The sequence below is a fragment of the Sphingobium sp. DN12 genome, assembly GCF_051058005.1.
Lineage (GTDB): Bacteria > Pseudomonadota > Alphaproteobacteria > Sphingomonadales > Sphingomonadaceae > Sphingobium > Sphingobium yanoikuyae.
On sequence record NZ_CP173717.1, the window covers coordinates 1180747 to 1199248 of the forward strand.

The following is an 18502-nucleotide window of genomic DNA, read 5'->3' on the forward strand; positions in this document are numbered from 1 at the left end:
ATCCTGCGATCAGGCGGCGGTCTTGATCAGGCCGCCTTGGGCGGCGCGAACTTGGTCAGGTCGATGCCGACCACGGCCTTCTTATATTCGTCCATGTTGGGCGTGCGGCCGAGGATCGTAGAGAGCACCACCAGCGGGGTCGAGGCGAGGAGGGATTCGCCCTTCTTGTTCGCCGTGTCTTCCACCACGCGGCCCTGGAACAGGCGGGTCGAGGTGGCGAGGACGGTGTCGCCCTTCGCGGCCTTTTCCTGGTTGCCCATGCACAGGTTGCAGCCCGGACGCTCCAGATAGAGGGTGTTCTCATATTCGGTGCGGGCGGTGTTCTTGGGGTGGCTGTCGTCGAATTCGAAGCCGGCATACTTCTTGAGCACGTCCCAGTCGCCTTCGGCCTTCAGCTCGTCGACGATGTTGTAGGTCGGCGGGGCGACGACCAGCGGCGCCTTGAACTCGACCTTGCCTTCGGCGGCTTCGATGTTCTTGAGCATCTGGGCCAGGATCTTCATGTCGCCCTTGTGGACCATGCACGATCCGATGAAGCCCAGGTCCACCTTCTTGGTGCCGCCATAATAGGAAACCGGGCGGATGGTGTCATGGGTGTAGCGCTTGGACACGTCGGCATTGTTGACGTCCGGGTCGGCGATCATCGGTTCGTCGATCTGGTCGAGGTCGACGACGACTTCGGCATAATATTTGGCGTTGGCGTCGGGCGACAGCGCGGGCTTCTCGCCCGAGCGGATCTCGGCGATACGCTTGTCGGCGAGCGCGATCAGGCCCTTGAGCGTGCCGGCGGCATTTTCCATGCCCTTGTCGATCATGATCTGGATGCGCGACTTGGCGATTTCCAGCGACTCGATCAGCGTTTCGTCCTGCGAGATGCAGATCGACGCCTTCGCCTTCATTTCGGCGGTCCAGTCGGTGAAGGTGAAGGCCTGGTCGGCCAGCAGCGTGCCGATATGGACTTCGATGATGCGGCCCTGGAAGACATTCTCGCCAGCGAACTGGTGGAGCATCTGCGCCTGGGTGGCGTGAACGACGTCGCGGAAGTCCATATAGGGCGCCATCTGGCCCTTGAAGGTGACCTTGACCGACTGCGGGATCGGCATGGTGGCTTCACCGGTGGCCAGCGCCAGCGCAACCGTGCCCGAGTCCGCGCCGAAGGCGACGCCCTTCGACATGCGGGTGTGGCTGTCGCCGCCGATGATGATCGCCCAGTCGTCCACGGTGATGTCGTTCAGCACCTTGTGAATGACGTCGGTCATCGCGTGATAGACGCCCTTGGGGTCGCGCGCGGTGATCAGGCCGAAATTGTTCATGAAGCTCATGAGCTTGGGAATGTTGGCCTGGGCCTTCTTGTCCCACACCGACGCGGTGTGGCAGCCCGACTGATAGGCGCCATCGACCAGCGGCGAGATGACGGTGGCGGCCATCGCCTCCAGTTCCTGCGCGGTCATCAGGCCGGTGGTGTCCTGCGAGCCGACGATGTTGACCTTCACGCGCACGTCCGAACCGGCATGCAGCACCTTGCCCGGCGTCACGCCCACGGCATTGCGGTTGAAGATCTTCTCCACGGCGGTCAGGCCCTGGTCGTCGACCGTGATTTCCTTGTTCGGGGCGAACACCTTGGGCGCTTCGATGCCCAGCGTCTCGGCGGCGAAGGTCTGCAGCTTCTTGCCGAAGACGATGGCGTAGCTGCTGCCCGCCTTCATGAATTCCATCTTCTGCGGCGTGAAGGCGGCGGCGACGTCGACCAGTTCCTTGCCGGCCTCATCGGTCAGCTTCTTGTTCTTGACGTCGATCTTCAGCACCGTGCCGGTCGCGACCGAGAAGGCCTCTTCCAGCACCGGGTTGCCGTCATTGTTGAGGATCGCCTTGCCATCCGGGTCGGTCATCTTGACCCAGTTCTTGAGGTTGAGGCCGATGCCGCCGGTCACGTCCACGGTGGTCGCGAAGATCGGCGAGATGCCGTTGGTGCCGGCGACGACGGGCGCATAGTTGACGAAGGGGACATAGGGGCTCTGCTGCTTGCCGGCCCACAGCGCCACATTGTTGACGCCCGACATGCGCGACGAGCCGACGCCCATCGTGCCCTTCTCGGCGATCAGCATCACGCGCGCGTCGGGATGCTGGGCCTTCAGGGCCACGATTTCCTGCTGCGCCTCGGGCGAGATCATGCACAGGCCGTGCAGTTCGCGGTCCGAACGCGAGTGGGCCTGATTGCCCGGCGAGAGCAGGTCAGTCGAGATATCGCCTTCGCCGGCGATGAAGGTCACGACCTTGATCTCGTCCTCGACCTCGGGAAGCTTGGTGAAGAATTCGGCCTTGGCATAGCTTTCCAGCACATCCTTGGCGACGGCATTGCCCGCGGCGAAGGCGTCGCGCAGGCGGAACATGTCGGCGTCGTAGAGGAAGACCTGGGTTTTCAGGACTTCGCCCGCCTGAACGGCCAGCGCCGCGTCATCGCCGAGCGCGATGTCGAGCAGCACGGCGATCGAGGGGCCGCCCTTCATATGGCTGAGCAGTTCCAGCGCGAAGGCAGGGGTGATTTCCGCGACGGTGACGTCGCCCAGCACGATCTTCTTGAGGAAGTCGGCCTTCACGCCCGCAGCGCTGGTGGTGCCGGGCAGGGTGTTGTAGATGAAGAATTTGAGCGCGTCGGCGCGATGTTCGCTGCCCGCGTCCTGGATCAGGGTGATGAGTTCGGCGACGAGGGCGCCGTCGTCGATCGGCTTGGGTGCGAGCCCCTGGACTTTCCTGCTGTCGATTTCGGCCAGATAATCCAGGTAGATGCTCATTATAAATCCAATGCCATAAAGTGTATGAATCCGGGCGTGGCACCACCGGACGGCTTTATGGACCGACCTGGGGCGGTGACGGGTCGCGCGTAGGCCAAGATCGCCCGGCTTGCAAGCTGCCCGATAGGCCCGGATGCACCGATCCGGATCGCCCCGGCGCTCGCTGCGCGGGGAGCGGAGGCGATCCGTAGCGGCGGACGAGTGTCGAAGCGGATATTGGGTGCCACCATGATGTCTGCAACCCTTCTTATGTTGCCCAGGCGGCTCCAACATGTCCCGCAAAGAAGAGGCCTGCGCTCCGCCGATGTCGCGATTGTGAGAAATTGTTGCGCAGGCGGCCGGGCATATCATCATTGATTGACCGCTACCTTCTTCCTCCACATCAGCCCGTGAAATTCTAATGCGACTAAGTCGCACTATTATTTCAATGGGGGTCTGAAATGCCATTTCCTGCAATCTTCTCGACGCGTGCCCATCTGCTGGGGGGTGCTGCCCTGATCGGTGCGCTCGCACTGCCCGTCGCCGCCCAGGCGCAGGCGCCCGATGCCGACGCCGATGCGCAGTCCAGCGCGATCGTCGTCACCGCGGCCGGCTATGAACAGAATATCATCGAGGCACCGGCCAGCATCACCGTGCTGGGCCGCGAGGAATTGCAGGAAAAGCGCTTCGGCAGCCTGGCCGAAGCGCTGCAGGATGTGCAGGGCGTCGATGTCGGCGGCGAAGCGGGCAAGACCGGCGGCCTCAACATCTCGATCCGCGGCATGCCCAGCGACTATACGCTGGTGCTGATCGACGGCCGGCGCCAGAATGCGCCCGGCGGCGTCACGCCCAACGGCTTTGGCGAAACCTCCACCAGCTTCCTGCCGCCCTTCTCCGCGATCGACCGGATCGAGGTGGTGCGCGGCCCGATGTCCACCCTCTACGGCTCGGACGCGATGGGCGGTGTCGTCAACATCATCACCCGCAAGGTCGGCGATCGCTGGGTCGGCACCGCCAGCGCCGAAAGCACGATCCAGGGCGATGACCGCTTCGGCAATATCCAGTCGGTCAACGGCTTTGCCCAGGGGCCGATCATCAAGGGGCTGGCCGGCCTGACCCTGCGCGGCAGCGTGTTCCACCGCGCCGGCTCCGACATCGAGATCCCCGGCGATCCGGCGCTGACCTTGGGCCGCAATCCGGTGGAATCGGACATCTATAATTATGGCGGCCGGCTGACGCTGACGCCCCATGCCGATCATGACCTGTGGTTCGAATATGATCGCAACGAACAAAGCTATGACAATAGCCGGGGCCAGCTCGGCACGCTGGGATCGGGCGGCTATGCCCCCGAACAGCGGTTCAACCGCAGCAATTATGTGATCGCGCACAGCTGGCGCATGGGTTTCGGCCAGCTCGACACCACCCTGACCCGCAACGAGACCGAGACGATCGGCCGCCTGATCCCCAATGGCACGCCGGGCGCGGTGCCGGGCAGCCCGCGCACGCTGGAGGCGCGCAACGACATCATCGATTCCCGCTTTGCCGGCAAGGCGGGCGCGCTGGCCTTCACCGTCGGCGGCCAATATTGGAAGGCGCGCATGGTCGAGGGCGTGGCCCCCGATCCGTTCAAGTTCACCCAATGGGCGGGCTTTGCCGAAGCGACGCTGACCGTCGTCGACGGCTTCAACATCACCGGCGGCGCGCGCTACGACAATCACTCAACCTTTGGCGACAAATGGTCGCCGCGTGCCTATGCGGTGTGGAACATCAATGATGTGCTGACCCTGAAGGGCGGCGTCAGCCGCGGTTTCAAGACGCCACGCGTCGAACAGATTGCCGAGGGCATCATCGGCTTCGGCAGCCAGGGGCGGGTGCCGCTGCTGGGATCGCCGGGCCTGACGCCGGAAACCAGCACCAGCTATGAAGCGGGCCTCTATTATGACGGCGACGGCTTCTTCAGCGGCAATGTCACCCTGTTCAACAATGACTTCACCGACAAGATCGCCAGCGGTCCGGGGGTGCCCAATTGCCAGTTCTCGGCCGCGCCCAACCTGCCGGGCTGCGTCGATGTCGGCAATTTCCCCAATGTCGAGATGTTCAGCCAGTCGATCAACATCGACAAGGCCCGCACCCGCGGCGTCGAGGTGGCAACCCGTTTCGCGCTGACCTCCACCCTGTCGCTGTTGGCCAACTATACCTATACCGAGACCGAGCAGCTCAGCGGATCGGAAGAGGGGCTGCCGCTGATCGGCATGCCCAAGCATATGCTGAACGGTAATCTGCGCTGGAAGCTGGGCGACAAGGCCAGCGTCTGGGCACGGGCGGAAGTGCGGTCGAGCCGTTATCGCGGTGCCAATGTCCAGCAGAGCGCCGTGGGCGACTTCCGCAGCTATGAAGTCTTCCACCTGGGTGGTTCCTACCAGGTCGCGCCGGCCTTCCGCCTGTCGGCGACGCTCTACAACATCCTCGACACCGACTATGCGGTCTATGTGCCCTATCAGACTGCGGCCAATGTGACCGCCTGGACCCCGGCCTATTCGATCAACCAGGAAGGGCGCCGCCTCTGGCTCTCGGCTACGGTCGACTTCTGACGGGAGAAGGGCCCCGCCCTGCGCGCGAAGCGTGGGGCGGTGTCATAGTTGCCTTGCAGGGCGGACGTTGCGAACGCACACCCCGCTGGCGGAAAACCACCCAGCGCGGCTGAAACATGTGCGCCGCCTGGGGCATCGCCTTCAGCCCCAGGGGCGTTCGCGATACCATTTGGTGATGACATGCTTGACGCCGCTGCGGACCTTCATGCCGTGGTGGATGCTGGCGGGGTTGAAGCGATCCGGGGTGATGCGGTTGTTCCAGGCGAGCAGCTTGCCGGTTTCGGGTTGCACCGTCTTGCCGATCTTCGTGAAGCGGGTGGCGCCGCCGGCGGCAGGTTCATTGAGATAGACCATCAAGGTCCAGGTGCGGTTGCCCGCGACCGCGCAGAATCTGTCATAGTCCGCGCCCTTGGGCTCGAAATAATCGGTGTGCGCCTTGAATTCCTGGCCGACGCCATAGCGCTGGCCCTGGATCGGTTCGCCATATTGGGTGGCGATGCCGGCGAAGCTGTCGAGCCGGGCGTTGATCGCGGCGACGAACGGGTCGCCATGGTCGAGGTCACAGGTCTCGCTGGTGCGGAAATAGCCATCGCCATTGGCGTCCGCGATGGTCGAGGGGCGACGGTCCGCATCGATCCGCGCGATCACCTGCGCGCATTCGTCAAGACTCAGGAAATCACGCTGGATGAACAGGGTGAGATCCTTGCTGGGCACCCGCTGGACGCGCGGATGGCTGGCGATCCAGGCCGGATCGGCGTCGGGTGCGGCGGGCGGTGACAGGATCGGGTCGGACAAGGTCATGGGCATTTCCGCGAATGACGGCGCTGCAGGCCGGTTTCCGTGGCCCTAGCTATCGTTGACCCTGCGAAATGCAAGCATCGTCGCGGCCCCATTGCTACCTGTCATATTATGGTAACATAAACGTCATCTGGCAGTAAGAAGAGTTGCCTAGCAGGCGGGCGAACCAAGGGGGACATTTCGGCTCATGCGTGTGCCGTTCGGCGACAAGTTGCAAGGGTGGCGGCGCTATGCGCGGCCGGTCGACTGGCTGGGGCTGGTCGAGAAGCTGTTGCTGGCAGTGCTGGCATTGCAGCTTGCCCGGCTGGTGTGGGTATTGCTGACGCCGGTCGGCGCCTTTGGCCCCTGGGAAGGGCGCCAGGCGCAGCTGCTTTCGGCCAGTGCGCGGCAGGCGCTGTTCGCCAGTTTCGATCCCTTTTTCCGCACCGGCGCGCCGCAGGCGGGCAATGGCGTCGTCACCTCGCTGGCGCTGACGCTCTATGGCGTGCGGCTGAACGAGGGGACGGGGCAGGGATCGGCGATCCTGGCGACGCCCGACGGCATCCAGAACAGCTATGCCGTGGGCGACGAGATCATGCCGGGCGTGGTGCTGAAGGCGGTATTGTTCGACCATGTGACGATCGATCGCGGTGGAGCGGAGGAGCAGGTGTTCCTCGACCAGTCCCAGCCGGCGTCGGCGGCCGGCGGGCCGGCTGGTGGGCCGGGCGGCGCGCCCGAGGGGGATATGGCGCCGGGTGAGGGCGCGCCCTCGCCGGTGCCGGGCCGCGATGCGCCGAGCGCCGATGCGGTGAAGCGCGACATCGGCTTTTCCCCGCGCACCCAGAATGGCCGGGTGACCGGGCTGGTGCTGAGCCCCAAGGGGCCGGGCTTTCAGAATGCCGGTTTCCAGGCCGGTGACATCGTGACCCAGATCAACGGCCAGCCGATCGGATCGGCCGGTGACCTGGCATCATTGCAGAACCAGATCGTGCCCGGCGCACGCCTGTCCCTGACCGTGGAGCGCGGCGCCGTCACCGTGCCGATCAACCTGATATTGCAAGGCCAATGACCAGACATATCCTCAAATATTCCGCCGCCCTCGCGCTGGTCCTGGCTGCCCCGGTCCCCGGCCATGCGCAGCAGACGCTGAATGTGCGCGATGCCGATATCCGCGCCTTCATCCAGGATGCCGCGCGCGTCACCGGCCGCACCTTCATCATCGACAACCGGGTGCAGGGCAAGGTGTCGGTGGTGACCGACCGGCCGCTGTCCAAGTCGGAATATTTCGAGATCGTGCTGTCGACGCTGCGCGCCAATGGGCTGGTCGCGGTGCCAGCGCCCGGTGGCGCCTATCGCATCCAGCCGGCGGACGGCGCGGCCGGCCAGCCGAGCGCGGTGGGACGGGCGGCGACCCGCAACAGCTTCGTCACCGAAGTCTTCCGCCTGCGCTCGGTCGATGCGGCAAGCGTGCTGGAAACGCTGCGCCCGCTGATCAGCAAGGAAGGCACGGTCACCGCCAATCGCGCTGGCAACAGCATCGTCGTCGCCGACTATGCCGATAATGTCGCGCGCATCCGCCAGGTGATTGCGCGGGTCGATCGCGACACCAGCTCGACCCAGATGGTGATGCTGAAAAATGCCGGCGCGCGCGAGATCGCGACCTCGCTGCAGGCGCTGGTGCAGAGTGGCGGGGGCGAGAATGGCGCGCCGGCGGCCGCTAGCGTGGTGCCGATCGACAGCAGCAATGCGATCGCTATTCGCGGCGATGTGAACACCGTCACCCGGCTGGCCAATATGGCGCGCGAGCTGGACCGTCAGGCGGCGAGCGGCACGGAAATCCGCGTTTACTGGCTGGAACATGCCGATGCGGAGAAGCTGTTGCCGGTGTTGCAGCAGCTGATCGGCCAGTCGAGCAGTTCGCCCGTCACCTCGTCGGTGCCGGCGGCGGGCGCCAGCGGCGGCGCTGGCGGCGGCGCGGCTCCGGCCAGCGCGGCGGCGGCACCGGTCGCGGCGGCCTCCAGCGGATCGAGCGGCAGCGGCATTTCGACCCGCGGCCCGGCGATCGTCACCCGCTATGAAGGCGCCAATGCGATCATCGTTGCCGCCAACAGCGACGTGCAGCGCATGCTGGGCGAGACCATCCGCCAGATCGATACCCGCCGCGAGCAGGTGCTGGTGGAGGCGATCATCGTCGAGATCAGCGATGCGGCGGCCAAGAAGCTGGGCGTGCAGTTCCTGCTGGGCAGCACATCGACCGGCTTTGCCGCGACCAATTACAGCAATGCCTCGCCCAGCCTGATTACCATTGCCGGTGCCTATGGCGCGACCAAGCTGGGCACCACCAAGACGACGGTGGTGGCGGCCGACGGCACGACCACGACGACCGAGACGCAGACCAACAGCGACCTGGCCAGCAGCCTGACCCAGGCAGCGGTCGACAGCCTGGCCAGCGCGACCGGCATCGTCGGGGGCCTGGGCACCCAGATCGGCAAGAACGGCATTTTCGGCGCAATCATCAATGCGGTGAAATCGGATACCGAGAGCAACCTGCTGTCGACGCCGTCGGTGATGACGCTGGACAATCAGAAGGCGTCGATCCTGGTCGGCCAGCAGGTGCCGGTGACCACCGGCGAGGCGCTGAGCCAGAATTTCGACAACCAGTTCCGCACCGTCCAGCGCCAGGATGTCGGCATCAAGCTGGAGGTGAAGCCGCAGATCAACACCGGCGGCGCGATCAAGCTGTTCCTGAAGCAGGAAGTGTCGAGCGTGGCGGGGCCGGTCAGCAATTCGAGCAGCGACCTGATCATCAACAAGCGCGAGATCGAGACCACGGTCACGGTCGATGACGGCGAAATTCTGGCGCTGGGCGGTCTGCTGGACGATAATGAGCGCAAGACGATCGAGCGCATCCCGCTGCTGTCCGACATTCCGGGCATTGGCGAGCTGTTCAAGTCGCGCAGCAAGAGCCGGACCAAGACCAATTTGATGGTCTTCATCCGCCCGACCATCCTGCGCACCAAGGAAGATGCGCAGCGCCTGACCCAGCAGCGCTATGGCTATGTGCGCGGCATGCAGTTGCAGCGCAGCCCCGACAGCGAGCCGACCATCGACGAACTGGTGCGCGACTATATGGGCGCGCAGCCGCCGATCGCGCCGCAGCCCGGCGACATGCTGGTCGAGCCGCAGGCCGGTGCCGCCGCGCCCGCGACATCGCCGGCACCGGGACAGGTCCAGGTCATCGAACCCACGGTGCGGCAGTCGAGCGGCGTCGTCCGCCCGGTCGACCTGCCGCCAAGCGGAGAGCAGAAGTGAGCGAACAGGAGCATGTGACGGTAATGCCGTCGGTTCTTCCGCCACGGCCCGTCGACATCCCCTATGGCTTTGCCCGCAAGCATGGCGTGGTGATGTTGCCGCAGGATGGCGAGCGACTGTCGATCGCGGTGCGCGAGGGCAGCGATCCGCGCGTGCTGCTGGAGGTGCGCCGGCATCTCGCCCGCAGCTTCGACGTGCGCTTTGTCGAGGCGCCGCAGTTCGACCGGCATCTGTCCGATCATTATGCGATGGAGGGCAGTGCCGCCGCCATGGCCGGGTCGATCGACGTCGGCGCGGACGAGCTGGACATATTGGCCGCCGACATTCCCACTGCCGACGATCTGCTCGACAGCGCGGACGATGCGCCGGCGATCCGCCTGATCAACGGCATCATTGCCGAGGCCGCGCGCCAGGGCGTGTCGGACATTCATATCGAACCCTATGAGACCGGCCTGATCGTGCGGATGCGCGTCGATGGCGTGCTGCGCGAGACGCTGCGCATGCCGCCGCATGTCGCGCCGGTGGTGGTCAGCCGCATCAAGGTGATGGCGCGGCTCGACATTGCCGAACGGCGCGTGCCGCAGGATGGGCGCATCGGCCTGACGCTGGGCGGCAAGCTGCTCGACGTGCGCGTCTCGACCCTGCCGAGCCGGGCGGGCGAACGGGTGGTGCTGCGTATCCTGGACAAGGAAAATGCCGGCATCACGCTCGACCTGCTGGGCATGACCGGTGCGCCCGACCGCATCTTCCGCGAGGGGCTGAGCGAGCCCAACGGCATCATCCTGGTCACCGGGCCGACCGGTTCCGGCAAGACCACCACGCTCTATGCCGGCCTGCGCAACCTGAATGATGGCAGCCGCAACATCCTGACGGTCGAAGACCCGGTCGAATATGCGATGGAGGGTGTCGGCCAGACCCAGGTCAATGCCAAGGTCGGCCTGACCTTTGCCGCCGGGCTGCGCGCGATCCTGCGCCAGGATCCCGATGTCGTCATGGTCGGCGAAATCCGCGACCGCGAGACCGCCGAGATCGCGGTGCAGGCATCGCTGACCGGCCATCTCGTGCTGTCGACCGTCCATACCAATGACGCGGTCGGCGCGATCACCCGTATGCGCGACATGCGGGTCGAACCCTTCCTGCTCGCCTCCACGCTGCGCGCCGTCGTCGCCCAGCGGCTGGTGCGGCGCCTGTGCCAGCATTGCCGCGAGCCGGTGCAGGCCGACAAGTCGGCAAGCGCATTGCTGGGTTTCGATCCGGGCACGATCATCTACCGGGCGCGTGGCTGCGACGAATGCAACGGCACCGGCTACAAGGGCCGGATCGGCGTGTTCGAGGCGATCCGCGTCGACGACACGATCCGCCGCCTGATCAACGATGGCGGCGACGAGTCGCTGATCGCCCGCCATGCCTTCCTCAATGCGCCGAACCTGGGGTCGGCTGCGCGTGCGCTGGTGCGCGACGGCCAGACCACGGCCGAGGAAGCGATCCGCGTGTCGCGTCGCGATGCGACCGAGGTGGAAACCATTGCCGATGGCTGATTTCGACTATGTCGCGATCGACCCGGCGGGCAAGGAACGCAAGGGCAGCGTCAAGGCGGACAGCCTGGACGAGGCGCGGGGCAAGCTGGATGCGCGCAAGTTGTTCGTCGTCCGGCTGGAGCCGGGCGCGGTGTCGGTCGCGCGCAAGCGGGCCGGCCTGTCGCTGCGCGCGCCCAAGCTGTCGGCCAAGGAACTGACGCTCTTCACTCGGCAGCTCTCCACCCTGATCCAGGTAAGCCCACTGGAGGAATCGCTGCGCACGATCAGCCGGCAGAGCGAGCAGGATCATGTCCGGGCGATCGTGGGCAAGGTCCATTCCGGCGTGCTGGAGGGGCGGCGGCTGGCCGATGCGCTGGGCGCGGAGCCGAAAAGCTTTCCCGCCCTCTATCGCGCGATGATCTCGGCCGGCGAAAGCTCGGGCAGCCTGCCCACCATCATGGAGCGATTGTCCGAACTGATGGAGCGGCAGGCGATCATGCGCTCCAAGGTGCTGACCGCGATTGCCTATCCTTCGGTGCTGGCGACCTTCGCCGTGTTCGTGGTCGCGGCGCTGATGATCTTCGTCGTGCCCAAGGTGGTTGAGCAGTTCGATACGGTGGGCCAGCAATTGCCGCTGCTGACCCGGATGGTGATGGGCATTTCCGCCTTCCTGGCGGGCTATTGGTGGTTGTTGTTGATCCTGATCGGGCTTGGCGCCTTCGGCTTCTGGCGCGCGCTCAAGATCGACAGCTTCCGCTATCGCTTCGACGCGATGCTGCTGGGCCTGCCGGTGCTGGGCCGGCTGATCCGCGACCTGCACGCCGCGCGGATGGCGCGCACGCTCTCGACCATGGTGGCGAGCCGGCTGCCGCTGATGGAGGGCCTGTCGCTGACCGCCAACACGGTGCATAATCGGGTGCTGCGCAAGGCGTCGGACGAGATTGTCGAGGCGATCCGGGGCGGTGGCAGCCTGTCGGCGGCGTTGAAGCGGGCAGGGGTGTTTCCCCCGCTGCTGGTCTATCTGGCGGCGAGCGGCGAGAGTGCCGGGCGGCTCGACACGATGCTGGAACGCGCAGCCGATTATCTGGAGCGCGAGTTCGATGCCTTCACCTCGGCCGCGCTCGCCATGCTGGAGCCGATCATCATCATATTGATGGGCGGCATCGTCGCCGTCATCATCCTGTCCATCCTGCTGCCGATCCTGCAGCTGCAAAGCCTGACCGGGGCTTGAAGGAGTAGAATATGCTGAAGTTGAACAAGATCCGGGCCGCGCTGATCGAACGGGAGGCGCAGCTTGCCGCCCGCCGTTCCGCCGAACACGGCTTCACGCCCTTTCGGCGCTCCGCCGAAAACGGCTTCACGCTGGTCGAACTGATGGTCGTGATCGTCATTATCGGCCTGCTGGCGACGATCGTGGCGATCAACGTCATTCCCGCGACCGACACCGCCCGCGTCGAAAAGGCCAAGGCCGATATTTCGACCATCGAGCAGGCGCTGGAGCAATATCGCCTCGACAACCTGACCTATCCCGCCGCGTCGGACGGGCTGCAGGCACTGCTCAACCCGCCCGCGTCGCTGGCGCAGCCGCAGCGCTACCGCCGGGGCGGCTATATCAAGAAGCTGCCGCAGGACCCGTGGGGCCGCGCCTATATCTACACCGTGCCGGGCAAGAAGGGCGCGTTCGACATCAGCTCGCTGGGCGCCGATGGCCAGCCGGGCGGCGAGAATGAGAATGCGGACATCTATTCCAGCGAAATGTGATGCCGCACGTCGAGCGGAGCGAGGTGCCTCGCTCTGCTCGGCAGGGGGCTTCGACAGGCTCAGCCCGAACGGTGGTGGGGCATCGCCTCCGCCACGCAACGGCTTTACGCCTTTGTCGCGTTCCGCCCAACAGGGCTTTACCCTCATAGAGCTGATGGTCGTGCTGACGATCATCGGCTTCATTTCGGCTGCCGTGGTGATCGCCATTCCCGATCCGCGCGGCCGGATCGTCGACGATGCCGACCGCTTTGCCGCGCGCGTTGCCGCCGCGCGCGACGAAGCGGTCGTCACCGCGCGCCCGATGGGCGTGTGGGTCTCCGCCTCGGGCTATGGCTTCCAGCGCCGCGAGGGCGGCCAATGGGTGCCGATGGAGGAAAAGCCCTTCGTCAGCGCTAACTGGAAGACCGGCACGCGGGCGCTGGTGGGCCAGGACGGCCGCCAGCAGATCGCCTTCGACGGCACCGGCCTGCCCACCGATCCGCTGACCATCACCCTGGCGCGCGAGGCGGAGCGGGTGCAGGTCAGCGTCGACATGGCCGGAAAGGTCGCGGTCGGTGGCTGATCGGCGCAATGAAAACGGCGCCGCGCCTTCGTTGCGTTCCGCCGAAATCGGCTTCACGTCTTCTATGCGTTCCGCCGAACACGGCTTCACGCTGCTCGAAATGCTGGTTGCGCTGGCGGTGTTCAGCCTGGCGGCTTTGGCGCTGGTGCGTTTGCAGGGGGTGACGCTGCGCACCGCCGCCGATCTCGACAGCAAGGCGCTGGGCCAGATCGTCGCGCGCAACCTGATGGTCGAGGTGCAGAGCGATGTGGCGCCGCCCTCGGTGGGCGAGGAGGATGGCGAGGTCGAGAATGGCGGTCGCCGCTGGCACTGGACCCGCACCGTCAAGGCGACCGAGGACAAGCGCCTGTTGCAGGTCGATCTGGTGGTCGACGGCCAGCCGGGCGCATCGCCGGTGGTGCTCAGCTTCCTGCGGGAGGTGGAGTGATGAGGCCGGAGGAGCCACAGGGCGAACAAGGCTTCACGTCTTTGAGGCGTTCCGCCGAACACGGCTTCACGCTGATCGAGCTGCTCGTCGCGCTGATGATCTTTGCGATGCTGGCCGCGGCGGGCGTGCTGCTGCTGGGCAACAGCGTGTCGGCGCAGGCGCAGGTCAAGGCGCGGCTGGACGACATGGCGGCGATCCAGCGGGCCGCAGGCGCGCTGTCGGCCGATCTTGGCCAGGCGGTGCCGCGCATCAGCCGCACCGAGGCGGGGACGCTGGCGCCGGCCTTCTGGGCGCATCGCGATGGCGAGGAACAGCCGGTGATGCAGTTCGTGCGCGGCGGATGGGACAATCTGGGCGACCTGCCCCGGCCGTCCTTGCAGAAGGTCGAATATTGGGTGCGGCAAGGCCGGCTGGAACGGCGCGGCTATGCCCAGATCGACGGGGCGGCGGGCGACGAGCCGGCGGCGCTGCTCGACCATGTCGAGGAGGTGACGCTGCGCTTCCGCGATGGGAAGGGCGAATGGCGCGAGGAGTGGACGCCGGGCCAGCCCGATCTGATGCCGCGCGCGGTGGAAATGGTGGTCAAACGCACCGGCGAGCCGCCGGTCACGCTGCGCTTCCTGGTGGCGCCCGGTCCCAAAGAAGCGCCGCTTGACGATCAGGAGGCGTCCAATGCAGCGACCTGATCCCAGCCGTCCCGAGGAGCGCGGCGCGGCGCTGCTGACCGTGTTGCTGCTGGTCGCGGTGATGGCGGTGGTGGCGGCCACTGCGCTGGAGCGGGTGGCGCTGGCGACGCGGATGACCGGCAATGGCGGCGCGGTCGATCAGGGGCGGGCCTTTGCCGATGCGGGCATGGTGATCGCGCGCCTCAAGATCGGCGATCTGGTCGCGGCCAGCCCCGGCAAGACGACCTTGGCGGGCAACTGGATGGGCACGCCGCAGGCGATCCCGGTGCCCGGCGGCATGGCGACGGCGCGGGTGACTGACGGCAGCAACTGCTTCAACCTCAACAGCGTGGTCGCCGGCAATAATGAGAACAGCCTGAAGGTGCGCCCGGTGGCGGTTTCGCAGTTCCAGGCGCTGTTGCAGGCGCTGGGCGTCGATGTGCGCCAGGCGCAGGTCGCCGCTGCCTCGCTCGCCGACTGGATCGATACCGACAGCGTGCCCCAACCGGCTGGGGCTGAGGACGAGACCTATGCCCGCGCGGCGCGGCCCTATCGCACCGCCAACCGCTTCATGGTCGACGCCAGCGAATTGCGGGCGGTGAACGGCATCACGCCGGCGGTCTATGATCTGGTCCGGCCCTGGGTCTGCGCGCTGCCGGTATCGGACATGTCGCCGATCAATATCAATACGTTGCTGCCCGATCAGGCGCCCTTGTTCGCGATGCTGCTGCCGGGGCAGCTGAGCGTGGCGCAGGCACGGCAATTGCTGGCGCAACGGCCGGCGGAAGGCTACGGCAGCATACCGCAATTCTGGCAGGCACCCTCTCTGGTCGGGCTCAGCCCGCTCACCGAGGTGGCCGAGCAGGTCAAGTTGACGACGGGATTTTTCAGAGTGGACGTGTCGGTGAATGTAGGGGGAACGCAAGTGGTGGAGCGCGGGCTGATCGATGCCCGGCAACCGCCGATCCGGCTGGTGCGGCGCGATTGGGGGACGGGCGCATGAGTTCGGCCGATGCCCTGATCATTGCCCTGCCCGAAGGGGCGGAGGACGCGCCGACATGGATGCGGGTGGTGGATGGCGCGATCGTCCAGACCGGCGCCGGGGCCGACTGGCTGGCCGCCTGTGGCCTTGCCGCGCTGTCCGACAAGGCGCGGGTTATGCTGGTGCCGCCGGCCGCACTGGTGGCGCTGCACTGGGTGTCGCACCCCGACCTGCCGGCGCGGCAGGGGCGGGCGGCGGCGCGGCTGGGCGCGCTGGCCGGCGCCATCCTGCCGTCCGACCAGTTGTTCGCCGCCGCCGACGAGAATGACGATCCCGCCCGCCCGCATATCGTGGCGGTCGCGGCGCGCAGTGACATGCAGCATTGGCTGCTCTGGGCGCAGCATCATGGGCTCGACCCGGACATCATCGTGCCGGCGGCGCTGCTGTTGCCGGAAAGTGATGATGGTTTCGTGTCCGGAATGATTGGCGGGGCGCAGGTGCTGCGCGGCGCGGACATGGCGCTGACCGGCGACATGGCGCTGCCCGAATTGATCGGCGACGCGCCGGTGCGGGAGGTTGCGGCGGACGAGGTCGAAGCGCGACTGGTGGCGGCGCTCGATACGCCGCCGATCGACCTGCGCCAGGGTGATTTCGCCAAGCGGGTGCGGCGACAGATCGACACGCGGGCGCTGGGCCGGATCGCGATCTGGTGCGGCCTGATCCTGCTGGCCAGCCTGCTTATCAGTCTGGTGACGCTGGTGCGGCAGAATGTCGCCGCCAGCCAGGTCGATGGCGAGAGCCTGGCGCTGGCGCGGCAGGTGTTGCCCGAGGCGAACGACGTGATGCAGGTCGAGGCGGAGATGGACCGGCAACTCGCCGCGCGCGGGGCCGGAGCCTATGCCTTCACCGCACCGGTCGCCGGCCTGATGAGCGCGATGCAGGATGCGCCGGGCGTGTCGCTGACGGCACTGTCGCGCGATCCCGACGGGATGCTGCGTGCGACCCTGGCTGCCGCGAAAGCGGACGACATCAACATCGTGCTGCTGGCGCTGCAGGCGGCCGGTTACACGATCACGGCGACCCCGTCCCAGGATCCGGGCGGGCGCACGCTGGCAGATATTACGGTGCGGTCATGATGGACAGGATGAAAGCCTATTGGATCGAGCGGTCGCCGCGCGAGCAATGGATGCTGGGCGTGATGTTCGCGCTGCTGGCAGTGGTCATATTGTGGCTGGGCGTGGCCCGGCCGCTGACCCATGCGCAGGTTTCCGCCCGCGATGCTTCGCGCGAGGCGACCGATCGCAATGCGGCGATCCGCGCCAAGGTGAAGCTGCTGAAGCATCTGCCGCGCAGGCCCGCGCCGACCGGCCCGACCATCCCGATCGAACAATTTGTCGGCCAGAGCGCGGGCGAGGCCGGGCTGACGCTGGAACGGGCGCAGCCGCAGGGCAATGACCGGATGGAAATCGCCATCGCCTCGGTCCGTCCGGTGGCGATGATGAGCTGGATTGCGGGGCTGGAGGCGCAGGGGCTGCGCGTCGAGACGATGAGCGCGCGGCCCTCGCCGACGGCGGGCAGCGTGTCGGTGCAGGCGGTGCTGGTGCGCGGAGGTGGCCAATGAAGGGGCTGATCCTGTCGCGCCGGATGCGCATCATCCTGATCGCGCTGTTCATATTCGGCCTGATCCTCTTCATTCCGATGCGCGTGGCGCTGGGGCTGGCGCAGCTTGACCGGCTGGGCCTGGCCGCGCGCGAGATACGCGGCAGCGTGTGGAGCGGACGGATCGACCAGTTGATGCTGGGCGAAATGCCGATGGGGTCGGTGCGTGCCGGCCTGTCGCCTGTCTCGCTGCTGGTCGGCCGGGCGCGGTTCGACATCGCCCGGCATCGCGGTCAGCCGGACGACATCCAGGGGGCGCTGACCGTCGGGCTCGACCGGATCGGCATCGATGATGTGACCGGTTCGGTGCCGCTGGGTCGCACCTTCGCGCCGCTGCCGGTCAGCGGGCTGATGATGGAGGATGTCAGCGGCTATTATCGCGGTGATGTCTGCGGCCATGCCGAAGGCCGGGTGCGGGCGCGGATGGCGACGCAGATTGCCGGGCTGAACCTGTCGCAGGGGCTGTCGGGCACGGTCGCCTGCGATGGTGATGCGCTGCTGCTGCCGCTGGTCAGCCAGTCGGGGATGGAGAAGATCAACCTGCGCATCTGGCGGTCAGGCCGCTATACTGCGGAAATGCGGGTGGAAACCGCCGACCCGGCGCTGGCCGGGACACTGGGCCAGGCGGGCTTCGCCACGGTCGGCAACGCCTATGTGCTGAAGGTCGAAGGGACGTTGTGATCGATCCCTGGGCGGCCCTGGTCGGCGCGGTCGCGGGTGCGATCGCGGGCAGCTTCCTTGCCACCCTGATCCTGCGCTGGCCGCAGGGACGGGGCGTGATGCGCGGCCGGTCGGCCTGCGACGGCTGTGGCCGGCTACTGGGGCCGATCGATCTGGTGCCGATGCTGAGCGCGCTGGTGCAGCGCGGCCGATGCCGGACCTGCGGCGCGGCGATCGATCCGCTCCATGGCCGGGTGGAGGCGGGCTGCGCCATCATCGGCGCGCTGGCGCTGGGCTTCGTGCCGGATCTGGGCGGGGTCGGCTGGGCGCTGCTCGGCTGGCTGCTGCTGACCCTGGCGCTACTGGACTGGCGCCATTTCTGGCTGCCCGATGCGCTGACCCTGCCGCTGGCCTTTCTGGGCTTCACCCTGGGGCTGTGGACCACCGACGTCGCGCTGGTCGACCGGGTGATCGGCGCGGCGGCGGGGTATCTGGGGCTGCTGGCGATCGCGCTCGGCTATCGCGCGCTGCGCGGTCGTGAAGGGCTGGGGCTGGGCGACGCCAAGCTGCTCGGCGCGATCGGCGCCTGGCTGGGCTGGCAGGCGCTGCCCTTCATCCTGCTGATCGCCGCCTCGCTGGGGCTGGCGGGGGCGCTGGTCGCGCTGGCGCTCGGCCGGGTAGTGCAGGGGCAGAACCGGGTGCCATTGGGGACTTTGCTGGCGATCGCGACGCTGCCGGGCTGGATCGTGCGAGGGTTGTTCTAGCGGCTGACGAGCGTGTCTGGGCCGTGAGGGCAAATTTGGGCGGGCAGGAAGCGA

Annotated in this window: 16 protein-coding genes; 14 read left to right on the forward strand and 2 right to left on the reverse strand. The window is 66.7% G+C overall.

The window, feature by feature from the left end:
* Positions 1-26: 26 nt before the first annotated feature.
* On the reverse strand, positions 27-2792 hold the full coding sequence (locus tag ACI6S0_RS05605) for a bifunctional aconitate hydratase 2/2-methylisocitrate dehydratase (RefSeq protein WP_434405259.1): 2766 nt from the start codon (positions 2790-2792) through the stop codon (positions 27-29).
* A gap of 440 nt (positions 2793-3232) precedes the next feature.
* On the opposite strand from ACI6S0_RS05605, the gene ACI6S0_RS05610 reads away from it, so the two are divergent.
* Positions 3233-5362 (forward strand): TonB-dependent receptor domain-containing protein, encoded by a 2130-nt coding sequence (locus ACI6S0_RS05610; protein ID WP_434405260.1) that lies wholly within the window; start codon positions 3233-3235, stop codon positions 5360-5362.
* Between the two features lie 141 nt (positions 5363-5503).
* On the opposite strand, the gene ACI6S0_RS05615 is transcribed toward ACI6S0_RS05610, so the two are convergent.
* Entirely contained in the window at positions 5504-6163 is a 660-nt protein-coding gene (locus ACI6S0_RS05615) for a prolyl hydroxylase family protein (protein WP_004207451.1), read from the reverse strand.
* A gap of 184 nt (positions 6164-6347) precedes the next feature.
* On the opposite strand from ACI6S0_RS05615, the gene ACI6S0_RS05620 reads away from it, so the two are divergent.
* The 13 genes from ACI6S0_RS05620 (at position 6348) to ACI6S0_RS05680 (ending at position 18448) form a co-directional block, all read left to right on the forward strand.
* Positions 6348-7208, forward strand: coding sequence for a type II secretion system protein N (locus ACI6S0_RS05620; protein ID WP_017500624.1), 861 nt, complete (start codon positions 6348-6350; stop codon positions 7206-7208).
* Complete coding sequence (gene gspD / locus ACI6S0_RS05625) at positions 7205-9451, forward strand: type II secretion system secretin GspD (protein WP_010336567.1); 2247 nt, start codon at positions 7205-7207, stop codon at positions 9449-9451. The genes ACI6S0_RS05620 and gspD overlap by 4 nt, the downstream gene beginning before the upstream one ends.
* 23 nt (positions 9452-9474) lie before the next feature.
* Positions 9475-10989: a type II secretion system ATPase GspE gene (gspE, locus tag ACI6S0_RS05630; RefSeq protein WP_010336568.1), complete on the forward strand. Its 1515-nt coding sequence runs from the start codon at positions 9475-9477 to the stop codon at positions 10987-10989.
* On the forward strand, positions 10982-12199 hold the full coding sequence (gene gspF, locus ACI6S0_RS05635) for a type II secretion system inner membrane protein GspF (protein WP_434405261.1): 1218 nt from the start codon (positions 10982-10984) through the stop codon (positions 12197-12199). The genes gspE and gspF overlap by 8 nt, the downstream gene beginning before the upstream one ends.
* Before the next feature lie 11 nt (positions 12200-12210).
* Entirely contained in the window at positions 12211-12729 is a 519-nt protein-coding gene (gspG, locus tag ACI6S0_RS05640) for a type II secretion system major pseudopilin GspG (protein WP_434405262.1), read from the forward strand.
* Positions 12730-12841: 112 nt separating this feature from the next.
* Entirely contained in the window at positions 12842-13291 is a 450-nt protein-coding gene (locus ACI6S0_RS05645) for a GspH/FimT family pseudopilin (protein ID WP_434405263.1), read from the forward strand.
* A gap of 64 nt (positions 13292-13355) precedes the next feature.
* On the forward strand, positions 13356-13718 hold the full coding sequence (gene gspI, locus ACI6S0_RS05650; RefSeq protein ID WP_099233638.1) for a type II secretion system minor pseudopilin GspI: 363 nt from the start codon (positions 13356-13358) through the stop codon (positions 13716-13718).
* Entirely contained in the window at positions 13718-14404 is a 687-nt protein-coding gene (gene gspJ / locus ACI6S0_RS05655) for a type II secretion system minor pseudopilin GspJ (protein ID WP_434405264.1), read from the forward strand. The genes gspI and gspJ overlap by 1 nt, the downstream gene beginning before the upstream one ends.
* Positions 14391-15386 carry a type II secretion system minor pseudopilin GspK gene (gene gspK, locus ACI6S0_RS05660; RefSeq protein ID WP_434405265.1) on the forward strand — a complete coding sequence of 332 codons (996 nt, stop codon included), beginning with the start codon at positions 14391-14393 and terminating at the stop codon, positions 15384-15386. Before gspJ ends, gspK begins: the two co-directional genes overlap by 14 nt.
* The gene (gene gspL / locus ACI6S0_RS05665) at positions 15383-16501 is read left to right on the forward strand and encodes a type II secretion system protein GspL (RefSeq protein WP_434405266.1); all 1119 of its coding nucleotides are present in this window, start codon (positions 15383-15385) and stop codon (positions 16499-16501) included. The genes gspK and gspL overlap by 4 nt, the downstream gene beginning before the upstream one ends.
* A complete protein-coding gene (gspM, locus tag ACI6S0_RS05670; RefSeq protein WP_434405267.1) occupies positions 16498-16986 on the forward strand; it encodes a type II secretion system protein GspM in 489 nt (162 codons plus the stop codon). Before gspL ends, gspM begins: the two co-directional genes overlap by 4 nt.
* Positions 16983-17705 (forward strand): type II secretion system protein N, encoded by a 723-nt coding sequence (gspN, locus tag ACI6S0_RS05675; protein WP_374553874.1) that lies wholly within the window; start codon positions 16983-16985, stop codon positions 17703-17705. Before gspM ends, gspN begins: the two co-directional genes overlap by 4 nt.
* A complete protein-coding gene (locus tag ACI6S0_RS05680; protein WP_434405268.1) occupies positions 17702-18448 on the forward strand; it encodes a prepilin peptidase in 747 nt (248 codons plus the stop codon). The genes gspN and ACI6S0_RS05680 overlap by 4 nt, the downstream gene beginning before the upstream one ends.
* Positions 18449-18502 lie beyond the last annotated feature (54 nt).